Below are 16,562 nucleotides of genomic sequence, written 5' to 3'. Positions count from 1 at the left end.
AGCCTGACCCCGCAACAGGAGGCGCAATTGCCGGCCACTTCGATCAGGCTAAGAGAACAGATGCTGCGGCGCCGCCCGGTGGGCGGCGCCCCTGTCGCAGAAGGTGCGGCAGGCAGCCTAAAACGGAGTTTCGGCGCCTTCGAGCTAACCATGTTCGGGGTCGGCTCGACGGTGGGTACCGGAATCTTCTTCGTGCTGGCGGAGGCGGTGCCCGAAGCGGGGCCCGCCGTCATCGTCTCGTTCATCATCGCTGGTGTCGCGGCCGGTCTTGCCGCCATCTGCTATGCCGAACTGGCATCGGCGGTGCCCGTTTCCGGTTCGTCGTACTCGTATGCGTATGCCACCCTGGGGGAGGCGGTCGCCATGGGGGTGGCGTCATGCCTGCTGCTGGAATACGGCGTGGCCACCGCCGCCGTCGCGGTGGGCTGGAGCGGCTATGTAAACAAGCTGTTACACAACGTGTTCGGATTCCAATTACCCCAAGCGTTGTCCGAGGCGCCCTGGGATGAGCAGCCGGGTGAAGCGGCCGGCTATCTAAACCTGCCGGCGATCATCCTGATCGGACTCTGCGCATTGCTGTTGATTCGGGGAGTCAGCGAATCGGCCAAGGTCAACGCGATCATGGTGTTGATCAAACTCGGCGTGCTGGGCATGTTCGTGATCCTTGCGCTCACCGCCTACGACACCAACCACTTGAAGGACTTCGCTCCCTTCGGTGTTGCCGGTGTCGGCGCTGCCGCGGGCACCATCTTCTTCTCGTTCATCGGCCTCGACGCGGTGTCTACCGCCGGTGAGGAGGTGCGGAATCCGCAGCAGAGCGTGCCACGCGCGCTGATCGCCGCGCTGTTCGTGGTCACCGGGGTCTACGTGCTGGTTGCGTTCGCCGCGTTGGGAACCCAGCCGTGGCAGATGTTCGCCGGCCAGGAGGAGGCCGGGCTGGCGACGATTCTCGACAACGTCACGCACAGTGTGTGGGCCAGCACCGTTTTGGCGATGGGTGCGGTGATCTCGATTTTCACCGTCACATTGGTCACGATGTACGGCCAGACGCGGATTCTGTTCGCGATGGGCCGCGATGGTCTGCTTCCGGCCCGGTTTGCGGCCGTGCATCCGCGCTTCCAGACTCCGGTGAGCAACACGGTGGTCGTGGCCATCGCGGCGGCAGTGCTGGCGGCGCTGGTGCCGCTGAACCGGCTCGCCGACATGGTGTCCATCGGCACGCTGACAGCGTTCATCGTGGTGTCGGTCGGTGTGATCATCCTGCGGGTGCGCGAGCCGGCCCTGCCGCGCGGCTTTTGGGTCCCGGGCTATCCCGTGACCCCGATCCTTTCGATACTGGCCTGCGGCTACCTGCTGTACAGCCTGCATTGGTACACCTGGATCGCGTTTGGCGGTTGGGTCGGGATCGCGCTAATTTTCTACCTGTTCTGGGGGCGGCACCACAGTAGGCTCAATACTCCCGCGTTGCATGACAATCCGACCGGGGAGGAACGGTGACCGTCGTCGTCGGCTATCTGGCCGGCCGGGTGGGTCCCTCGGCGTTGCATCTAGCCGTTCGGGCCGCGCGGACATTGGACACCTCGCTGACGGTGGCGACCATCCTGACCAAGCCGTGGCTGACGCCTCCGCTGGCCAAGGGCGACTATTCGGAGTGGGCCGGGCAGGTCGCCGAAGACTCGGAGAAGGAGGCGCACCGGTATCTGCGCACCGTGGCAACCGGGGTCGAGGTCAGTTACTGCCATCGTGAGCACCGGTCGGTGTCGGGTGGATTGATCGAGGTGGTCGAGGAACTCGATGCCGAGATGCTGATCCTGGGTTCCTTTCCGAACGGGCGAAGGGCCCGGGTGCTGATCGGCTCGACCGCCGACTGGGTGTTGCATTCCTCGCCGGTGCCGGTGGCCATCAGTCCCCGGCAGTACCACTCCCGCACCGACCGGCTGACCAGGATCACCTGCGGTTACGCCGCGACCACCGACTCGGTCGAGGTGGTGCGTCGCTGCGCCGAGCTGGCCAGGCAGTACGGGGTTCCGCTGCGGGTCATCACCTTTGCGGTCCGCGGCCGAACCATGTATCCACCCGAGGTGGGGCTGCATGCGGAGGCACTGGTATTGGAGGCTTGGGCCGAGCAAGCGCGCGGAATGCTGGAAATGCTGCAGAAGGACGGTGTCGTCGAGGACGACGCTGGGCTCGAGGTGATCACGGGCAACGGTTGGCAGCATGCGCTGGATGCGGCGGACTGGGAAGACGGCGAGATCCTGGCGGTAGGCACCTCACCGCGCGGTGACATCGCCAGAGTTTTCCTGGGTTCCAACAGCGGCAAGATCATTCGGCACAGTCCGGTGCCGGTGCTGGTGTTACCCGGCTAGTCTCAGACCGGCCGCGTCGGTTTGTTCCAACTACCGCCGTGCGGCGGCGTTGGCCGCCGCCTGCGCCTCGCGCAGAATTGTCGCGACTTGGCCACGGCCGAGGAACATCTCATCGAAATAGGGCTTGAGCGCATCGTTGCCGGCGGCGAACCCCGCGCCCCCCGGTGCGGGAATGCGTGACCCGGACAGCACCGCGAAAAACGGTTCAACGTTGACGCCCTTGGCTTCCCAGAAGGCGAAGTAGGAGGGCTGGGCGGACCGCACCGCGGGAATGGCAACACCGTCGCGGCCCAGATACTCGTTGCCGGCGCTGCTCCCCATCCAGGCCAGCACCTGACGCACGGCGTCTGGATGCTGGGACGCGGAATTTCCGGCAGCGGCAATACCGTTGGTGACGCTGACCCGGCCCGCGGGGCCGATCGGCAGCATCGCCACCCCCCAGCGGAAGGAGGCATCGCGGGCCACCGGAGCCAGACTGTAGGTGCCGGACTGGAACAGCGCCATCCGGCCGGCCAGGAATTGGTTGCGGGAAAAGTCACCGTTGTCGTTGGTGTCTGAGGCGGGCGGCGCGACGTGATCGTTGTTGATCAGGCCGACGAGATAGCGGAACGCATCGATGGCGGGTGGATTGTCGAAGGCAAACTCGTTGTCGCGCATGAACACGCCGCCGGCCGAGCCGATGTAGTTGAGGTAGATGGCCTGCGGGTCGTTAGCGGCGTTGTATCCCCACCGGCGGACTCGCCCGGGGTCGAAACCCGGTGTGCCGCCAACATGCCCGTCGGCATCGACGGTGAGCCTGGCCAGCAGTGCACGCAGCGTGTCGTCGGGACCGGGACTCCACCGCAGGCCGTCCAGCTCGGCCGGATCCACGCCCGCCGCGGCCAGTAGATCCGCGTTGTAGAACACCGCAATCCCGGCGTCGGTCAGCTGCGGCACTCCCCACAACACACCGTTGCGGGTGAACTGGTCGACCACTGCCGGCTCCCACTCGCCGGGATCGACGGCCGTGTCGATCTTCATCAACCGGCCGCTATCGGCGTAGGCGGCCAGGTAAGCGTTGGACAGCCAGAAGATGTCGTCAGCGCTGCCGCCGGCCACATCGGTGCGCAGCGTATCGAAATAGGTCGAAAAGGAGACCAGATTCGTGTGCACTTCGATATTGGGATGGGTGCGGCTGAACGCCGCAAAGGACTGTTGATATGCCGCGGCGATCGGCGCCGCCCACAGCCGGACCGTGACCACGATCTTGCCGCCGGGGGGTGCGTCGATGCGGTCCAGCGCCACCGCGGTGACGCCCAACAATGCCGCGATGAGCGTGACCGCCACAGCGACCAGGGTGGAAAAGCGGGGCCGACTCACTTGAGCCCCGACACCACGATTGACGAGACAATGTGGCGCTGCGCGGCGACGAACAGCACGATCAGCGGAACGATCGCAACCGTCGTCGCCGCCATCACCAGCGTCCACTGGGCGTTGAACCGGGACTGCAGATCAGCCGTGGCCACCGTGAGCACCCGCCACTTGTGGCCGCTGGTGATCACCAACGGCCACATGAAGTTGTTCCATTGCGAGACCACCGTGATCAGCGTCATGGCGGCCAGGACCGGGCGGCTGGACGGAATCACCACGTGTACCAGGACATCCAGGGTGTTGGCTCCGTCCAGGCGTGCGGCGTTGATCATGTCGTTGGGGATGATGCGGAAATGCTCACGCAGCAAGAAGATCGCGTACGGCGACCCGAACAGGAAGGGCAGCACCAAGGCCCAGAAGGTGTTGCGCAAACCCAGCTGGGCCATCATCAAATACAGCGGCACCACGGTGACCGTCGCCGGCACCATCAGGGTCGCGATGTAGACCCAGAACAACCCGTCGCGTCCGGGAAACTCCAACCGGGCGAAGGCGTAGGCGGCCAACACCGAAAAGGTCATCTGGCCCAGCAGGATCACCGTCGTCATCAGGGCGGTCACCAGCGCCGCCCGGCCGAACCCGGCACCGCCCAAGTCGGCGTAATTGGCCAACGTCGGTGGGTGGGGCAACTGTAGCGGCGTACCCGTGGCGAATTGATGTGCGGAGGTGAACGAGGTGAGCAGGCCCAGCGCAAAGGGCAGCAGCGTGATCAGCGCGCCGAGCACCAGCCCGGCGTAGATCACCGTGGTGGGCACTCGGCGGGACAGGCGGCGGCTAAGTGAGGTCATAGCTGATCCGCCGCCGAAAATACATGTGCTGAACAAAGGTGACGCCGATGAGAATGACGAACAGCACCACGGCCATCACCGACGCCCGTCCGATGGCCGCCGAACCAAATGCCTCGGCATAGATTTGGTGCGCCACCAGCTCGGTGCTGCCCTCCGGGCCTCCGCCGGTGAGCGCGTAGACGATATCGAAAATTTGTGCGGCGCTCACGATTCCGGTGACCAAGACGAAGAACGTGGTCGGGCGCAGCATCGGCAGCGTGATGCGCCAGAACCGCTGCCAGGCATTGGCGCCGTCGGTGCGTGCCGCCGCGTGGATATCGTCCGGGATGGCCAGCAGGCCCGCGAGGAAGGACAGCGAGACGTAGCCGACGTTGGTCCAGATGACCACCGCGGCAACCACCGGTAGGGCGAGGTCGGGATCGGTGAGCCATTCGATGCGGCGTCCGAGCAAGGAGCTGATGGCGCCGTCGGTGGGCGCCAGAATCCAGCGCCACATCACCGCGATCGCCAGCGGCGCACAGATCCAGGGCAACACATAGAGGGTGCGGAAAAAGTTGGTGCCCGGCAGCCGGCGGGTCAGCATCATCGCCGCGAGCAAGCCCAACACCGTCTGGGCTGGCACCACGATTGCCACGAAGATGGCGGTGACCACCAACGAGTTACCGAAGTCGCCGTCGCGCAGCACCGAACGCCAGTTGGCCAGCCCGACGTAGCGCAGCGGTCCCAGCAGGTCCCAGCGGTACAGACTCAGCCAGATCACCACCAGGATGGGCAGCAACAGGAAGGCGAGAACCCCGAACAGGCTGGGTGCCAGCAGGGCATAGGCCAACGCGGTGGTTCGGCGTGGCGTGGCGCGCATGGGTGTATTAAAGCGTGATCGTTACGGTGGAGTCGTGACACCGAACCGGGGAATCGATGCCGAATTCCTGGACCTGCCGCGCCTTGCACTGGCCGACGCTGCGCTGTCGGCGGCCACCGCGGCTGGGGCCAGCTACGCCGACCTGCGTATTCAGCGCATCGGCACCGAAATCATCCACCTGCGCGACGGGGAGCTAGAGACCGCGATCCTCAGTCGTGAGCTTGGCTTCGCGGTCCGGGTGATCGTCAACGGCACCTGGGGATTCGCCTCGCACGCCGAATTGTCGGCGTCGGCCGCGGCCGACACGGCACGGCGGGCGGTGCGAGTGGCCAGCACGCTGGCGGCGCTGAACACCGAGCGGGTCGAACTCGCACCCGAACCGGTGTACACCGACGCCGTATGGGTCTCCAACTATCAGATCGACCCGTTCAGCTTGCCGGCCAGCGAGAAGATCGCGGTGCTGGAGGACTACTCGGGGCGATTGTTGAGCGCTGACGGCGTCGATCACGCATCGGCGAGCCTCAACGCGGTCAAGGAACAGACCTTTTATGCCGACACCTACGGGTCGTCGATCACACAGCAGCGGGTGCGGTTGCACCCGTCGCTCGAGGCGGTGACCGTCGACTCCGGGGCGGGCATTTTCGATTCCATGCGCACCCTGGCGCCACCGACGGCGCGCGGTTGGGAAGTGGTCGCCGGCGACGAGATCTGGAACTGGACCGACGAGCTGGCCCAGCTGCCGTCGCTGTTGGCCGAGAAGACCAAGGCACCCAGCGTGACTGCGGGACCCACGGATCTGGTGATCGACCCAACCAATCTGTGGTTGACGATCCACGAATCCATTGGCCACGCCACCGAATACGATCGGGCCATCGGTTATGAAGCCGCCTATGCCGGCACCTCGTTCGCCACCCCGGACAAGCTCGGGAGCATGCGCTACGGTTCACCGGTCATGAACGTGACCGCCGATCGCACCGTCGAATTCGGCTTGGCCAGCATCGGTTACGACGACGAAGGGGTGGCGTCACAGAGTTGGGATCTGGTGCGCGACGGGATGTTCGTCGGATACCAACTGGACCGGGTGTTCGCCCCGCGGCTGGGCCAGCCGCGCTCCAACGGCTGCTCCTACGCCGACTCGCCACATCACGTCCCGATCCAGCGGATGGCCAATGTGTCACTGCAACCCGGAGCCGAGGACCTGAGCACGGCCGATCTGATCGGCCGCGTCGAAGACGGGATTTACATCGTCGGAGACAAGTCCTGGTCGATTGACATGCAGCGCTACAACTTCCAGTTCACCGGCCAGCGGTTCTTCCGCATCCGGGATGGCCGCCTGGACGGTCAGCTACGCGATATCGCCTATCAGGCCACTACCACCGAATTCTGGAATTCCATGGAGGCGGTGGGAGGCCCGTCGACCTGGCGGCTGGGCGGTGCGATCAACTGCGGCAAGGCCCAGCCCGGTCAGGTTGCCCCGGTCAGTCACGGCTGTCCGTCGGCCCTGTTCCGTGGCGTCAACATACTCAACACCCGTACCGAGGGCGGACGATGATCACTGCGCAGCACGTCGTCAACATCGTGTTGGACGAGGCGGCACAGCGTGGCCGCGCCGACGAGACCATGGTGCTCGTCGTCGACAAAACCGAGGCCACGCTGCGCTGGGCGAACAATTCGATGACCACCAACGGCCTGTCGACCCAGCGGCACATCACGGTGATTTCGATTGTGCGCCAGGGCGATAGCGCCTTCGTCGGAGCGGTGGTATCCGGCGAGGTAGACCCGTCGGCGCTGCCCGGGCTGGTGGCGGCATCGCAGGACGCGGCGTGTTCGGCCCCCGAGGCCGGCGATGTCGCACCGTTGCTGGCCGATGCCGGGGTGCCGGTGGACTGGGATGCGCCGGTGGCCGGCACCGGTCCCGAAGTGTTCGCCGACGTCGCCGCCTCGCTCAGCCGGGAGTTCCGGGGCGCCGACCGGCTGTACGGCTACGCCCACCACAGCGTCTCGACGACATTCCTGGCGTCATCGACGGGCCTGCGGCGGCGCTATACCCAGCCGGCCGGAGCGGTGGAAATCAACCTCAAACACGGCGATGCCAGCGCATGGGCGGGCGTCGGGACACCCAACTTCGTCAACGTGCCCACCGACCTGCTGCTCGAGCAGCTGTCGATCAGACTGGGCTGGGCCCAGCGCCGGGTCGAGCTACCCGCGGGACGCTACGAGACGATCATGCCGCCGTCCACGGTGGCCGACATGATGCTCTATCTGGCGTGGTCCATGGCCGGCCGCGGCGCACAGGAGGGCCGCACCGCGCTGTCCGCGCCGGGCGGCGGCACGCGAGTAGGGGAGCGGCTCACCGACCTGCCGCTGACCCTGTTCTCCGATCCGATGGCGCCGGGGTTGGCGTGTGCCCCGTTCGTCGCGGTGAGCAACTCCACCGAGACGGTCTCGGTGTTCGACAACGGTATGGCCATCGATCAGGTGGACTGGATCCGCAACGGGGCGATCAACGCGCTGGCCTATCCACGAGCCACGGCCGCCAAGTTCGACGCTCCGGTGGCCGTTGCGGCCGACAACCTGCTGATGACGGGTGGCTCCAACGATCTGGCCGACATGATCGCGGGCACCGAACGCGGCCTGTTGCTGACCACGCTGTGGTACATCCGCGAGGTCGACCCCACCACGCTGCTACTCACCGGGCTGACCCGCGACGGCGTGTACCTGGTCGAAGACGGCGAGGTGACCGCGGCGGTCAACAACTTCCGTTTCAACGAAAGCCCGCTTGACCTGCTTCGACGGGCCACCGAAGCCGGGGTCAGCGAGGTGACGCTGCCGCGGGAATGGTCCGACTGGGCTACCCGCACGGCGATGCCGTCGCTGCGGATTCCGGACTTTCACATGTCGTCGGTCAGTCAGGCGCAGTAAGTGATTGCTGTGGGTGATGGCGCGCTCTAGCGTGTGATGGATGGCGGCTGCGGCTCCAGTCGGTGATGCGCTGGCCCGACTGGTTGTGGTGTCCCCGGGCGACGGTCGCATCGCGGGGCTGGTTCGGCAGGTCTGTGCGCGCACGCTCGGGTTGCCCGCGTTGCCCGCGGAGGTCGTCGTTGCCGAACCGCAGTCAGCAGCCGAGGCCGTTGTCGCGGAGTTCGCCGAACAATTCAGCGCGGACGTTTCTTCGATCAGCGCCGAACAACGGTCTCGATTGTTCAAGCAGCTGGGCGACTCCACATTGGGTGCCGTCGTATCGATCTTCATCGCCGACTTCGTGCCGCGGGTGCGGGCCGGGCTGCAAGCACTGGGGGTGGGGCGGGACTATCTGGGCTGGGTGGGGGCGCCCATCGAGTGGGATCACGGCACCGATCCGTCCCAGGTGGTGTTCAACGAATTTCTGCCCGCAGTGGCCCGAATGCGCGCCCTGGACCCGGTGATCTCCGAGCTGGTGCGGCTGCGCGGTGCGGCCCAGCACAACTGTCGGCTGTGCAAATCACTGCGGGAGAGCACCGCGCTGGACGCGGGTGGCTCCGAGCCGCTCTACGGCGAGATCGAGGGTTTCGAGCATTCTGTTGTGCTCGATGACCGCGCAAAAGCAGCGCTGAGGTATACCGATACGTTAATTTGGACCCCTGCGCACCTCGCCGTCGACGATGCCGCCGAGGTGCGCTCCCGGTTCTCCGAGGCAGAGGCCATCGAGCTGACTCTTGACATCATGCGTAATGCCAGCAACAAGATCGCTGTGTCGCTGGGTGCCGATGCGCCCAGGGTCGAACGGGGCACCGAGCGTTATCGCATCGGTGCGGATGGTCAGACGGTGTTCAGTTGACGGGTGTGGCTAGCGGCCGCGGGCGACGGGTCATCGCGGCGAAGGCGGTTGTCGCCATCGTCGTGGGGGTGGCGTCGGCGTGCGGGCTGACGGGCTGTTTTGGATCCGGCGGAAGGTCAGCGGCACCGAGGTTGCCCACCGGGGGCAACGAAGAATCACGGTTACCCCCGATCTATCCGGGCACGACGGTGTCGATTCCGCCGACGACCACCTCCGCGGGTCCGGCCAGCGGCATTCCGGGGGACGGCACCTTTCGGGTGGGAGTGGACATCAAGGCCGGCACCTATCGCTCCGCGGGTGGCGACTCCTGCTATTGGGAACGGCTGAGGGGGGTCGGCGGAACCCTCGACGAGGTCATCGCCAACGGCGCCGGTACCGGCCCCCAAGTGGTCCAGATCAGGCCGAGCGATGCGGCCTTCAAGACCCAACACTGTCCACCCTGGACCCTGGATTCGAGCGCCACCACGACCACGACCACGACAGCCACCACGACGTCGACCACGCCCGTGACGTTGCCGGAAGGCGCCCAAGCCTGCCCGAACGTGTCCGGGCCCGCGGGCGGATTCGCCCAGTCGGCCGCGGGAACGCCGGCGACCTCCTGTCCCTTCGCCGAGCAGGTTCGGCTCGCCTACGGAGCCGGCGCCCCCGCCGGTGCCGCACCTCGACAGGTGGAGGTGGTCAGCCCGGTGACCGGTCAGTCCTACTCGATGACCTGCACCGCCAACGGGCCGCTGGTGACGTGCAGCGGCGGTGACGGCGCGGTCGTCTACCTGTATTAGCGCCATCGCGGTGCGGCCCGCGGGCGGTGCCGTTCACCTTCTCGCCAGCTGACATTCGCCTGCCGTATGTGTGTGGATTATGTTGTAGCACTGCAATGTTCGCTTGTGTCATGGCGCCGAGTCGACGTAGGTTTGGGGCGCTATGCAGGACATCGCAAGGGAGCAAAGTGACCATGGCCGGTCATCCTGATGTTGAGCGTCCCGCGAGCCCGAAGGGGGTCGCCACCGGGGAAGGCGGGATTCGTCTCTTCGACGGCCGCAGATGGACGGTCGAAAGCCCGCACGAAACTCACGACATCACCGTGTGCATCCGCGGCATGCAGTACGCGGACGGGCGTGTCGTGTCCCGAGTAGCGGTCGGCGGGCTGCTACCTGACCAGCCCCTCACGGCACACCGGGCTCGCGGGTTGGCGCGGGCATTGATCGCAGCAGCCGATGCCGCGGACGGCCCCGATGCGGTCAGCCCAAACCTTTAGCGGGATAGACCGTTTGGCGGTATTCCGGCCCGCCGCCGCCGTGACCGTACCCGCTTATCCAATGCGTCGACGGCGAGCAGGATCGGCATGGAGGCCAGCGCGACGGCCCAGCCCCACAGCGGCGGGTTCCACTGGCCGAGCAGCCTCGCCACGGGCGGCACCCACATCACGATGAGCGAGAAGGCCAGCTCGATGAGCACCGCCGGCACCAAGAGCCGGTTGGTGAACCAACCGAGCGATCCAGGCCAGCGCGAGGAGGACCGGCAGGCGAAGACGTTCGCCGTCTGAGCCAGGACCACCGTCATAAACGCCGCGCCCGATGCCGCGGCCAGGTGCGCGCCGGTGGGAAACGGATCACCAACGCGCCAGCCCAGCGCCATCAGCGACACCAGGAAAGCCGTAAGGGTGAGGACGGCTTCGAGGGGCCCCAGCAGCCCGAAGGCCCGGCGCAACACGGTGCGATTCATCAGCCGGCCATGCACCGGCGGTCCCTCGAGCAGGTGCTTGGCCGGCGGCTCGGCCCCCAGCGCAACCGCGGACAAGGTGTCGGTGCCCAGGTCGAGCGCCAGAATCTGCAGCACGCCCAGAGCCAGCGGAAACAGGCCGCCGGACAGCGCCCAGACCAGAAACGGCGCGAGTTCGGCGACATTGTCGGTCAGGTGGTAGGTCAGAAATCGCCGGATATTGACGAAGGTGGCGCGGCCCTGCTCGATCCCGGCCACGATGCCGGCGAAGGAGTCGTCGAGCAACACCAGGTCGGCGGCCTCGCGGGCGACGTCGGTGCCGGATTCGCCCATGGCCACGCCGATGTCGGCTTCGTGCAGCGCGGGGGCGTCGTTGACCCCGTCCCCGGTCATCGCCACCACGTGGCCCCTGGAACGAAGGGCTCGGGCGATGCGCAGTTTGTCCTCCGGGGAGACCCGGGCGATGACGATGCCGTCGTGGTCGAGCAGCACCGCCAGGTGTTGTTCGTCGGTGGGCAAGTCCGTCCCCGACAGCACCGGCGCGTCGGGGGAACGCAGACCCACCTCGTTGGCGATGGCCGTGGCCGTGGCCGGATGATCGCCGGTGACCATCGCCACCTTCACGCCGGCCCCCCGACAGGCCCGGAGCGAGTCGCCGATGCCCTCGCGCGGGGGATCTTCCAACGCCACCAAGCCCAGCAGCCGCAGCCCCTGGTCGCACTCTTCGAGGTTGCGGGGGGTGCGGCCGTCGCGTGGGGCCGCCGCGACGGCGAGCACCCGCAGCCCCCGGCCGGTGAACGTCTCCACCTCTTGCCGGGCTGCCGGGTTGTCCCCGCAGTGCGGGAGCACGCTGTCGGGTGCTCCCTTGACCAGAATCTGGTCCGCCGCGACCACGGCCATGCGGCGCAGTCGGGGATCGAAGGGCAAGCGCAGCGCCACGGAGCTGGTGCGACGGTCGTCGGCGGTGTGGATGCCCACCCGGCGGGCCAGGGTGTCCAACGCCGCTTCCATGGGATCCCCGTGGGCGCGCCACCGTCCGTCGACCTCTTCGGCGTACCCGGTGGAACAGCGCTGGGCCGCCAGGGCCAGTTCGCGCACCGGATCCACTGCCCCGGAAGACGACCACGCCAGCTGCGCCGTTGGACCATAGCCGGCGCCCTCGACGCTCAGCGAGCCCGCAGGGGTCCAGGCCTGCACGACGGTCATCTGGTTGCGGGTCAGGGTGCCGGTCTTGTCGGTGCAGATGAACGTCGTCGAGCCCAGCGTCTCGACGGCCTCGAGGTTGCGGACCAGGATCTGACGTTTGGCCATCTGTTCGGATCCCCAGGCCAGCGACAGGGTGACGGTGGGCAGCAGCGCCTCGGGGACCAGGGCCACCGTGACACCGATCGCGAACACGAAGGCCTGTTGGGTCGGGTTGCCCACCAGCACCGAGACGAGCAGGAAGATCGCGCCGACGCTGACCGCGATCGTCGCGGTCAGGCGCACCACGCCGCGCAGGCCGCGGGTCAGCGGGGTGTCGGGTTTGGTGGTCGAGGTCGTCAGCCGGGCAATCCCGGCCAGGCGGGTGTGCTGGCCGATCGCGGTGACTCGTGCGCACGTGTCTCCCTCGACCACGAACGTGCCCGCGAACAGCGGTTCACCGCTGGCCACGCCGCCGGCCTCGCTTTCACCGGTGAGCATCGAGGAGTCGACGAGCAGCCGGTTTTCGGTGAGCACCACGGCGTCGGCCGGCACGCGGTCGCCGCTTTCCAGCAGCGCGATGTCGTCGACCACCACATCTTCGGCTTCGATCACCTGCCGGCGGCCATCACGCCAGACCGTGATCCGCGTCGGCAGCATCTGTTGAAGCCGGTCGGCGGCCCGGTCGGCGCGGGCCTGCTGAATCAGGGCGAAGACGCCATTGAGCACGATCACGGCAACGATCGCGATGCTCAATTCGGGAAGATCGGCGAAGAATGCCAGCACCGCGGCGGCCCACAGCAGCAGGGCGAAGAAATGAGTCAGCTCCCCGATCAGGCGCCGGCCCACCGAGGGCCGTTTGGCGGCCGGAAGTCGGTTGGCGCCATCGTGGGCGAGCCGTTCGCAGGCTTGCGCCGTGCTCAGCCCGGGTGGCAGGACGTCGGCCATCGGCCCTCCTCTCAACCGGTGCCGGGCTCGGCGCCGAGGGCGCGCGGTGCCCCGTGCTCGGACCCACCACTGTCACCAGCCGAAATGCTATATCCGGCGCGGTCGTTGGGCAGCGGAGAAGTCCACCGAAGCGGTGGCCTTACCCGACGCCTACGGTGATAGTTGTCGGGTGCACGGGTCTGGGGCCCGGTGGTGCTCACGCGGTCTGGCCCGGTGAGGTAGGGAGGCGCGATGCGCTGGCGCGGTGTTCACCACGTGGAATTCAATGTTGTGGACTACGACAAGTCCATCGCCTTCTATGACGCGATGTTCGGCTGGCTAGGCTACATGAGCTTCTGGACGCTCGATATCGAATATCGGTCGACGTACTACATGGCTCGGTTCCCGTTGCCGCACAGCTACATTGGCATTCAGCCCGCCGACGGTGGCGGGCAGCTACGGCATCGGGACCAGAAGGTCGGCATCAACCACATCGCGCTGTGGGCCAGAAGCCGGGCGGAAATCGATCGCTTCCATCGAGACTTTCTGCTCCCGCGGGCAATCCCCGTCACCGACCCGCCCAGGGAATATCCCATCTACACACCCGGCTACTACGCGGTGTTCTTCGACGATCCGATCAACGGCATCCACTGGGAGTTGGCGCGGCTGCCGTCGGTTCCGTCCCCGCGTGATTTCTGGAAGTCCTATCGCGCCCTGCGCGCTGTTTCGGCGGACCATCCGGAGTGGAAGCGTTCCGTTGCGCGCGAAGCCATGCGCAGCCTGCCGGGGCGAACGCCACGCTGATCTTGCTGCGCTGTCCCGTCGACGGGGCTCATCGGCCGTGGGGCACGGTTTCCCGCGGACCGTTGAGCCGGGGGTCTTGCGTCTGTCGTGGCGAGGTCGCCTCATCCGGAGCGGCGATCCTTCCACTCGCAGCCCGGCGAATTCCACGGCACATCAGACAGGTGGGTGGGGCGGTGCCAAGGGGTGCGGTGCGGCGGGGTCGCCGATGACCGGGCGGGAATCCAAATCGTTTCGGCATCAACGGCAGCCACCGCCAGAGCATTGGCTTTCGCCCGCTGTAGCAGCCTTTGTGCGTCGCTGACGGTGGTGTGCTGGTGGTCGTTGAAATCCTCGATACGGCGACCCCGGAACTGGCCCTGCAGTGCTTGCAGGGTCGCTTCGCTCACGGCATCGCGGACCCGTGGGTTGGGACTGGCGAAGACAATGGCCGCGTGGATGGACAGGCACGGGCGCCCCGCAGTCCAGGTGAAAGGTTGGCCCTTGGCCAGCTCGGGTTGCCTGTTTAGCACCTCGCGAGCCAGCGATAGCGCTCGCATGACGTCCGCGGCAGTGACGGTGTCGTTGTTCATACGAGTCGCCCCCGGCAGTCGTTATGGAAGTTGTGGATTCGACGAAGCGTTAGAGCGGTTGGCCGGCGTGCCGGGCGAAGTCGACCCGATGCGACAAGCCACTGGCCGACGCGACTGCACCGGCAACAAGGCATATCGAATCATGCTGTCCACCATCATCTTTCAAATGGCGGTGCGCACTGTCAAGCAATTGGACTGACTTGAGCAGCGAGCCGGCCGCGCCATAGCTCTGGCTGTCTCAGCGGGGCCGTTTGACCTGGGCAAATTCTTCTCCACTGGGGAAATCAGTCTCACCCTGAGGGGAAATGACGGGGTGTGCGGCCTGGCCGACTGGGGTGTTCATGGTTTCAGCGCAAGCCGCTTCCGCGGTGGATTCTGGGGCCACCAGAACCAGCGACCAAGCAGCGCGGCGATCGCTGGCGTCATGAACGAGCGCACAATCAAGGTGTCGAACAGCAGGCCCAACGCGATGGTGGTGCCGACCTGTCCAACGGTGCGCCCCGGTCGGCGGGCAGCCGCCGATCGCGTGCTGGATGTTGTCCCCCGACCGCAGATTCCCGAGCGCAGTCGGGTGCGCTGCGCTGCGTTTGTGATCCGTCATGCTGACTTGGTCGGCCTTGGTGGCCCTCGATGATCGATGCATTCAGCCAAACGAACCCACACGATTCATGCGAGACATCTTGCGTTCGAGGACACCACTTCTTCCTGGTTTACCGATGCGGCGACTACCTGTTTGCTGACGTAGTCTTCGGGCAGCCCTTCTGCAAAGAACTCAAAGCTCGCCAGCTGCGTTCTTGCGCGGGGGTTCGCCGGAGTGGTTGCGCACCGGTAGAGGCTCTCGAGGAATCGGCGCGGCTCGACAATCACCGGTACAAGCCGCACATGAGACCGCACCCCGGATTTTCGTAAGCGGACCGCATTGCCGATCGGCCGGACCGTTAGGCATCCAAGGTGCTTTACGAATGTCTCATACGTCGATTGGACGATGCTAAAGAACCAGACCTCGTCGACGTCACGGGCAAGCGCACGATGGAGCGCGTCCCGAATGATTTCGAGTACCGCACCGGCCGGGCACATCGGTGTTTTTGCAAGGGCGCCGATTTCTCGCAGTATCGATCTCGGATCGCCATCTACTGAGCGCAGGAAATCGAGTCCGTCTGATGATAGGGCGCCGGCCGTCGAGGTGTACGCCGGCAGGGAGGTGAAGTCGTCATCGGGGGCAATATCTCGAATCCGCCATGTCGCCATCGCGTGACCGGTAGGGTCCGAGGACCCGAGTGACTCTTCCTCGATCTGCGAGTCTGCCACGTAGGCAATGGAATAGGTGACGTGCTGGCCGCGTGCATGATCGAGCTCTGCAGGCAAGGCTCCGTCCACCAGTGAATCCGCCGTGACAAATTGGGATGCGACGTAGCTCTGTGCATGAATGCGATGCGCAAGGTGAACGAGGCCGGACTGCTGGGCCTCGGTGAAATGAAGATATTTGAATTCGTCGCGTCGGAGAATTGATCGATCCATGCCGGAGTTCTCCTCAGCTTGGTTTCTGTCCAGTCGTTAAGTTTCGCAAGATTATGCGGTCTTACCGGCGGCGGGTCAAGTGTAGGAAATGGGACTAGTGAGGAGGCCGCGCCGTTCTCCTGGTTAGCGAGTTGATGATCGATTCTGCTAGTGCTGGCTCATTGTATTGCGCGGTGTTTCATTCGCCTTGTTGGTGAGAAATGTATTTGTCTCCGCACGGAGATTTGTGCAGGTCACGGCGTTGGCGTGAGAAGTATTTCCGGGAGAGCGCAGGTGGAGAGTTTCTCAATTTACGAAAGTGCTTGACAGGGGTGCTTTGGTTTCGAAAAATATGTGCCACGCGGGTGGATTTGGTGGGCCAGGTGCTTGTTGTTTTGGCTTTCCTGGCCGTTGCGTTTTGCGCCGTCCGTTTGGCTGGGTGCGTCACGGAGGGGCATTTCGATCTATGCCGGGGCACGCCAGCGCTCCTTCGGCGAAGCGCTGGGGTTGCGGGGCGGCGCCGCACGGGCCGCGACTGCCCAGGGTGCCGATGGCGACCGGCGTGAGCACTAATGTCAAAATTGTGCAGAGGCTTCTAGGGCACCCGAGAGTGGTCAAGACGCTTGA

14 protein-coding genes and 1 pseudogene are annotated in these 16,562 nt (G+C 65.8%); 8 read left to right on the top strand and 7 right to left on the bottom strand.

The features are described from left to right. The first annotated feature begins 27 nt into the window (after positions 1-27). Both CCUG20998_RS17505 and CCUG20998_RS17500 read left to right on the top strand, forming a co-directional pair. The gene (locus CCUG20998_RS17505; RefSeq protein ID WP_036456284.1) at positions 28-1,497 is read left to right on the top strand and encodes an amino acid permease; all 1,470 of its coding nucleotides are present in this window, start codon (positions 28-30) and stop codon (positions 1,495-1,497) included. After that, positions 1,494-2,366 carry a universal stress protein gene (locus CCUG20998_RS17500; RefSeq protein WP_020730372.1) on the top strand — a complete coding sequence of 291 codons (873 nt, stop codon included), beginning with the start codon at positions 1,494-1,496 and terminating at the stop codon, positions 2,364-2,366. Before CCUG20998_RS17505 ends, CCUG20998_RS17500 begins: the two co-directional genes overlap by 4 nt. 30 nt (positions 2,367-2,396) lie before the next feature. Here CCUG20998_RS17500 and CCUG20998_RS17495 read toward each other — a convergent pair whose 3' ends face one another. From CCUG20998_RS17495 to CCUG20998_RS17485, 3 genes are read right to left on the bottom strand one after another with little or no spacing between them, the layout of a single operon-like run. After that, on the bottom strand, positions 2,397-3,725 hold the full coding sequence (locus CCUG20998_RS17495) for an ABC transporter substrate-binding protein (protein ID WP_020730373.1): 1,329 nt from the start codon (positions 3,723-3,725) through the stop codon (positions 2,397-2,399). Further along, positions 3,722-4,561 carry a carbohydrate ABC transporter permease gene (locus CCUG20998_RS17490; RefSeq protein ID WP_036456286.1) on the bottom strand — a complete coding sequence of 280 codons (840 nt, stop codon included), beginning with the start codon at positions 4,559-4,561 and terminating at the stop codon, positions 3,722-3,724. Before CCUG20998_RS17490 ends, CCUG20998_RS17495 begins: the two co-directional genes overlap by 4 nt. Further along, positions 4,548-5,420 carry a carbohydrate ABC transporter permease gene (locus CCUG20998_RS17485; protein WP_020730375.1) on the bottom strand — a complete coding sequence of 291 codons (873 nt, stop codon included), beginning with the start codon at positions 5,418-5,420 and terminating at the stop codon, positions 4,548-4,550. The genes CCUG20998_RS17490 and CCUG20998_RS17485 overlap by 14 nt, the downstream gene beginning before the upstream one ends. A 34-nt stretch (positions 5,421-5,454) precedes the next feature. Between CCUG20998_RS17485 and CCUG20998_RS17480 the strand changes: the two genes are divergently transcribed. The 5 genes from CCUG20998_RS17480 to CCUG20998_RS17460 all read left to right on the top strand — a co-directional run bounded on the left by CCUG20998_RS17480 (position 5,455) and on the right by CCUG20998_RS17460 (position 10,492). Continuing rightward, positions 5,455-6,972 (top strand): TldD/PmbA family protein, encoded by a 1,518-nt coding sequence (locus CCUG20998_RS17480; RefSeq protein WP_036456287.1) that lies wholly within the window; start codon positions 5,455-5,457, stop codon positions 6,970-6,972. Continuing rightward, on the top strand, positions 6,969-8,342 hold the full coding sequence (locus CCUG20998_RS17475) for a metallopeptidase TldD-related protein (protein WP_020730377.1): 1,374 nt from the start codon (positions 6,969-6,971) through the stop codon (positions 8,340-8,342). The genes CCUG20998_RS17480 and CCUG20998_RS17475 overlap by 4 nt, the downstream gene beginning before the upstream one ends. A gap of 40 nt (positions 8,343-8,382) precedes the next feature. Next, complete coding sequence (locus CCUG20998_RS17470) at positions 8,383-9,237, top strand: carboxymuconolactone decarboxylase family protein (RefSeq protein WP_020730378.1); 855 nt, start codon at positions 8,383-8,385, stop codon at positions 9,235-9,237. Between the two features lie 5 nt (positions 9,238-9,242). After that, positions 9,243-10,016: an Rv1352/Rv1906c domain-containing protein gene (locus CCUG20998_RS17465; RefSeq protein WP_172607293.1), complete on the top strand. Its 774-nt coding sequence runs from the start codon at positions 9,243-9,245 to the stop codon at positions 10,014-10,016. A gap of 173 nt (positions 10,017-10,189) precedes the next feature. Continuing rightward, complete coding sequence (locus CCUG20998_RS17460) at positions 10,190-10,492, top strand: hypothetical protein (protein WP_012395238.1); 303 nt, start codon at positions 10,190-10,192, stop codon at positions 10,490-10,492. Here CCUG20998_RS17460 and CCUG20998_RS17455 read toward each other — a convergent pair. Continuing rightward, positions 10,489-13,086 carry a cation-translocating P-type ATPase gene (locus CCUG20998_RS17455; protein ID WP_020730381.1) on the bottom strand — a complete coding sequence of 866 codons (2,598 nt, stop codon included), beginning with the start codon at positions 13,084-13,086 and terminating at the stop codon, positions 10,489-10,491. The genes CCUG20998_RS17460 and CCUG20998_RS17455 overlap by 4 nt on opposite strands. 231 nt (positions 13,087-13,317) lie before the next feature. Between CCUG20998_RS17455 and CCUG20998_RS17450 the strand changes: the two genes are divergently transcribed. Further along, a complete protein-coding gene (locus tag CCUG20998_RS17450) occupies positions 13,318-13,869 on the top strand; it encodes a VOC family protein (protein WP_036456289.1) in 552 nt (183 codons plus the stop codon). Positions 13,870-13,970: 101 nt separating this feature from the next. Here the strand turns inward: CCUG20998_RS17450 and CCUG20998_RS17445 are convergent, their stop codons facing one another. The 3 genes and pseudogenes from CCUG20998_RS17445 to CCUG20998_RS17435 form a co-directional block, all read right to left on the bottom strand. Next, on the bottom strand, positions 13,971-14,438 hold the full coding sequence (locus CCUG20998_RS17445) for a DUF6197 family protein (RefSeq protein ID WP_020730384.1): 468 nt from the start codon (positions 14,436-14,438) through the stop codon (positions 13,971-13,973). A gap of 339 nt (positions 14,439-14,777) precedes the next feature. Next, positions 14,778-14,936: pseudogene (locus CCUG20998_RS29335) on the bottom strand (MMPL family transporter); the annotation flags it as partial. 168 nt (positions 14,937-15,104) lie between these two features. Continuing rightward, a complete protein-coding gene (locus CCUG20998_RS17435; RefSeq protein WP_020730388.1) occupies positions 15,105-15,956 on the bottom strand; it encodes a hypothetical protein in 852 nt (283 codons plus the stop codon). Positions 15,957-16,562 lie beyond the last annotated feature (606 nt).

This window comes from Mycobacterium marinum (assembly GCF_003391395.1).
Taxonomy (GTDB): domain Bacteria; phylum Actinomycetota; class Actinomycetes; order Mycobacteriales; family Mycobacteriaceae; genus Mycobacterium; species Mycobacterium marinum.
This window is presented reverse-complemented; position numbering and strand designations above follow the sequence as displayed.

Coding starts and splice junctions, on each gene's coding strand:
- CCUG20998_RS17490 (WP_036456286.1), bottom strand. CDS start 4,561: ATGACCTCACTTAGCCGCCGCCTGTCCCGCCGAGTGCCCACCACGGTG.
- CCUG20998_RS17485 (WP_020730375.1), bottom strand. CDS start 5,420: ATGCGCGCCACGCCACGCCGAACCACCGCGTTGGCCTATGCCCTGCTG.
- CCUG20998_RS17475 (WP_020730377.1), top strand. CDS start 6,969: ATGATCACTGCGCAGCACGTCGTCAACATCGTGTTGGACGAGGCGGCA.
- CCUG20998_RS17470 (WP_020730378.1), top strand. CDS start 8,383: ATGGCGGCTGCGGCTCCAGTCGGTGATGCGCTGGCCCGACTGGTTGTG.
- CCUG20998_RS17460 (WP_012395238.1), top strand. CDS start 10,190: ATGGCCGGTCATCCTGATGTTGAGCGTCCCGCGAGCCCGAAGGGGGTC.
- CCUG20998_RS17455 (WP_020730381.1), bottom strand. CDS start 13,086: ATGGCCGACGTCCTGCCACCCGGGCTGAGCACGGCGCAAGCCTGCGAA.
- CCUG20998_RS17450 (WP_036456289.1), top strand. CDS start 13,318: ATGCGCTGGCGCGGTGTTCACCACGTGGAATTCAATGTTGTGGACTAC.
- CCUG20998_RS17445 (WP_020730384.1), bottom strand. CDS start 14,438: ATGAACAACGACACCGTCACTGCCGCGGACGTCATGCGAGCGCTATCG.
- CCUG20998_RS17435 (WP_020730388.1), bottom strand. CDS start 15,956: ATGGATCGATCAATTCTCCGACGCGACGAATTCAAATATCTTCATTTC.